The following is a 4,300-nucleotide window of genomic DNA, read 5'->3' on the forward strand; positions in this document are numbered from 1 at the left end:
CACCCTTCACTTTCGGTGTGCGGCGCATTCTATAGCATTTTTCCGTAATGTCATGATTTAAATGCAATTTATTTAAAATATTTTGTCTTCGACCCCGCGCACCCCGCAAAACCGGCGCTTTGGGTGCAAACGCGAGTCTATTGCGTTTGCCCAAGCCTTGGCCCCACAATTAACAATTATTCTCAATAACACCTGGGCCGGGCCTTATGTCTGTGGGTGAACCGCCGTTCCAACGGGAGATTACCGAGCTGTACAGCGAGCATCACGGCTGGCTGTTCACTTGGTTGCGCCGAAAACTGGGCTGTACCCATAACGCCGCCGACGTGGCGCAGGACACCTTCGCGCGGATTCTGCACGCCCGCGAGTCGGTGACCGCCATCCGCGAACCCCGCGCCTATTTAAGTACCACCGCCAGGCGGCTGATCATCGACCAGGCCCGGCGCAAGCAGATTGAGCACGCCTATCTTCAGGAATTGATGCTGACGGTGGAAACCCTGGAAGGTTTCCAGTCGCCCGAACAGATCCACACCACCCTGGAAGCCCTCGAGCACATCGCCTTCCTGCTGGAAGGCATGCACGACAATATGCGCCAGGCGTTTGTGCTGTATTACCTCGAAGACCTGACCCAGCAGCAAATCGCCCGACAACTGAAGCTGTCGGAACGTACGGTACGCAAATACCTGATCCAGGCCCTGCTGCATTGCAGCCACAGCGTGGACATCTGAGCCGCGCATGCCCGCCTCTCGCCAACAGATCGATGAACAAGCCGCCGAATGGATGATTCGCCTGCACGAAGGTGAATTGACCGAGGCCCAGCGCCAGGCGTTCGAGCGCTGGAAGCAGCAAGGCCCGCAACACGCCGCATCAGCAGCGCGCATGGAAGATGTGATTGCGCGGATGCAGGCCCTGCGCGGGCAAAAGGCACCGGCCCGGGCGGCCTTGAGTGCGGCCTTTCCCCGGCATGGGAAGGCGCGCAAAAACTACGTCCGCGCGTTGGTACTGGCCTGCAGCCTGGGCCTTCCCGCCATGGCGCTGCTCTACAGTCCTTATCCACAACAATGGATGGCCGATGTGCACAACGGTCCCGGCGAATGGAAAACCCTGCGGCTGGCGGACGGCTCGACGCTGACCCTGAACGGCATCAGTGCGGCGAATCTGCATTTCGACAGCCGGCAGCGCCGCATCGAATTGCTGCAAGGTGAGATCCTGGTGGAAGTGGCCCACGATGGCGAACGGCCATTTGTGGTGCAGACCGCCCAAGGCACCCTGCGCGCCCTGGGTACGCGATTTGTGGTCAGGCGCGAGGATGACGTTACGGTGCTGAGCATGCTCGAATCCCGCGTGGCGGCAAAAAGCGCGAACGGGCAGCAGACACTGGAAGTTGATGCGGGCTCGCAGGCGCGACTCAGCAAAGATGCCGTGCGGCTCTCGGGCAGCATCGATACGGCGAGCATCAATGGGGCCTGGCGCCGCCATCAACTGGTGGTGGATAACCGACCGTTGCCGGAAGTGCTGGATGAGATCGCCCGTCACCGTTCGGGCCGCTTGCAGTTTGATCGCGCCGTACTGGCCAGTCTCAAGGTCTCGGCCGTACTTCCCCTGGATGACACCGACCGCACCTTGCAGATGCTGGCTCAAACCCTGCCGATCACGCTGAAAACCTTTACGCCGTGGCTGATGATCGTCAGCCCGGATACCGAGAGCAAAAAATAATTATCCAAATTGTTTCCGCTTTGTTTAAAGCTACCCGTCAAGGAAGGTATATCGATAACTAAAGGACTGCCATCGTCATGCCGCTCCCTTCCAAACCCCGCAGACGCCTGCTGAGCAGCGCGCCGCTGACCCTCACACTGCTCGCGACGACGCTGCTCAATACCCATCTGGCCCAGGCCGATACGGTAAACGTCGCGGCCCAAGCCTACGACATACCTGCAGGGCCGCTGGGCGCCACACTTAACCAGTTCGCCCAGCAAGCGGGCGTGGCTATCGTGTTCCAGTCCCAGAACCTGCAGGGGCTCGCGGGCCCGGGACTCAAAGGCACTTATAGCGTGGAGGCCGGGTTTGAAAAGCTGCTGCGTGGCAGTGGTTATCGGGCAGTCAAAGGTGATCAGGTCTACGCACTGGAAGCCAACCCTACCCCCACCGGCGCCGTGGAGCTGGGGGCGACGCAGATCAGCGCCAACCAACTCGGCACCATTACCGAAGGCTCCGGCTCTTACACCCCCGGCACCATCGCCACCGCAACCCGGCTGGTGCTGACGCCACGGGAAACTCCGCAATCGATCTCGGTGGTCACCCGCCAGGCCATGGATGACTTTGGCCTCAACTCCATCGACGACGTGATGCGCCATACCCCGGGCATCACCGTGGCAACGTATGACAGCGACCGTACCAGCTATTACTCCCGTGGCTTCGCGATTCGCAACTTCCAGTACGACGGTATTCCTATCCTGCAAGACCCGCAGTATTCGTCCGGCCATACCCTCACCGACATGGTGATCTATGACCGGGTAGAAATCCTCAAGGGCGCCACCGGCCTGCTCACTGGCGCCGGTGGCCCTGGTGGTACCATCAACATGATCCGCAAGAAACCTACCCAGGAATTCAAGGGCCATATCGACCTTGGCGCCGGTTCCTGGGACAACTACCGATCGGAAGTTGACGTCAGCGGTCCCTTGACCGAAACCGGGAACATCCGCGGCCGAGCCGTGGCGGCCCATCAAGACAAACAGTCCTTCATGGACCATTACCAACGCAAAACCAGCGTCTACTACGGCATCCTGGAGGCGGACCTGTCGCCGGATACCCTGCTGACCGTGGGCGCGGACTATCAGGATAATGACCCCAAAGGCTCAAGCTGGACCGGCAGTGCCTCGCTGTATGACGAATCCGGCAATCGCATTGGCTCCAAGCGCTCATTCAACAACGGGCCACGGTGGAGCAGTTGGCAGCAGTACACGCGCACCGCCTTTGCCACCCTTGAACACAGCTTCGAAAATGGCTGGGTCGCCAAAGGTCAGTACAACCATCAAATCAACGGTTACAACGCCCCCCTGGGTTTCGTGAGCCCAGGTTTGCCCTCAGTGCTGGCGCGCAAATACACAGGTGAAACCGTCAGCGACAGCGCCGACCTTTACACCTCTGGCCCCTTCGACCTGTTTGGCCGAGAACACCAGTTGGTGGTCGGCACCTCGGTTTCCCGCTCCCACTGGAAAGGCAAGGACTACACCAACGCCAGCCTGCCCAACAATAACTTCGACTATTACAACTGGAACGGCGACATCCCGAAGCCGGACTGGGGCGAAGTCACCAACAAAAACGATGAAATCACCCGCCAGACCGGCAGCTACATGACCGCTCGCTTCAGCCTCACGGACGATCTTTCGCTGCTGCTGGGCACGCGCGTTGCAGACTTCCAGGTCACCGGCACCAGTGATACGAAAAAAAGCGGCAAGGTCTTGCCCTATGCAGGCCTGGTATACGACCTGAACGACAACGTGTCGGCCTACGCCAGTTACACGGAAATTTTCCTGCCGCAGTCGTTCAACCGTGATCGCAACAACAAATTGCTGGAGCCGGATGAAGGCAAGAACTATGAAGTGGGGCTCAAAGGTGAATTCTTCGAAGGGCGCCTGAATTCCAGCATCGCCTACTTCGAGGTTCACGAAAAAAACCGCCCCGAGGAAGATACGGAGTACAACGCCAATCCAACCAACCCCGCTCGCGACTACGCCTATAAGCCGATCACTTCGAAAACCAAGGGTTATGAGGCGGAAATCTCTGGCGAGCTGACACCCGGCTGGCAGTTGCAGGCAGGCTACACCCACAAGATTGCCCGTGATGAAAGCGGCAAGAAGGTATCGACCTGGGAGCCGGAAGATCAGGTCAATGTCTATACCAGCTACAAGCTGACCGGCAGCCTCGACAAACTCACCCTCGGCGGCGGCGCGCGTTGGCAGGGTCAAGGCTGGCAGGTACTGAGCAACTGGGCCAAGGGCGGCGCTCAAGAAAAATTTGCCCAGGATCCCTACTGGCTGGTGGACCTGATGGCCCGCTATCAGATCACCGACAGCGTGTCGGCGACCGTCAACGTCAACAACGTGTTCGACAAGTCGTATTACACCAACATCGGCTTCTACAACTCGTCGTACTATGGCGACCCTCGCAACGTAATGGTCAGTACCCGCTGGGATTTCTAAACCCAATCAAAAACGCCCCCGATCACTGCACATGATCGGGGGCGTTTTTTAGACCGGCGGTTTTAGCAAACCCCAGACAGCAAAAAGCCCGCTCAATGAGC

The 4,300-nt window shown here is 58.9% G+C and carries 3 protein-coding genes; all 3 read left to right on the forward strand.

Going from position 1 to position 4,300, the window contains the following annotated elements; translation table 11 throughout:
• The first annotated feature begins 206 nt into the window (after nucleotides 1–206).
• Complete coding sequence (locus HX869_RS30860; protein ID WP_178904153.1) at nucleotides 207–725, forward strand: sigma-70 family RNA polymerase sigma factor; 519 nt, start codon at nucleotides 207–209, stop codon at nucleotides 723–725.
• Between the two features lie 7 nt (nucleotides 726–732).
• Nucleotides 733–1,713, forward strand: a complete 981-nt coding sequence (locus HX869_RS30865; protein ID WP_003212361.1) for a FecR family protein — start codon at nucleotides 733–735, stop codon at nucleotides 1,711–1,713.
• Between the two features lie 77 nt (nucleotides 1,714–1,790).
• Entirely contained in the window at nucleotides 1,791–4,199 is a 2,409-nt protein-coding gene (locus tag HX869_RS30870) for a TonB-dependent siderophore receptor (protein WP_178904154.1), read from the forward strand.
• Nucleotides 4,200–4,300 lie beyond the last annotated feature (101 nt).

Source organism: Pseudomonas sp. P7779, assembly GCF_013386315.1.
Taxonomy (GTDB): Bacteria; Pseudomonadota; Gammaproteobacteria; order Pseudomonadales; family Pseudomonadaceae; genus Aquipseudomonas.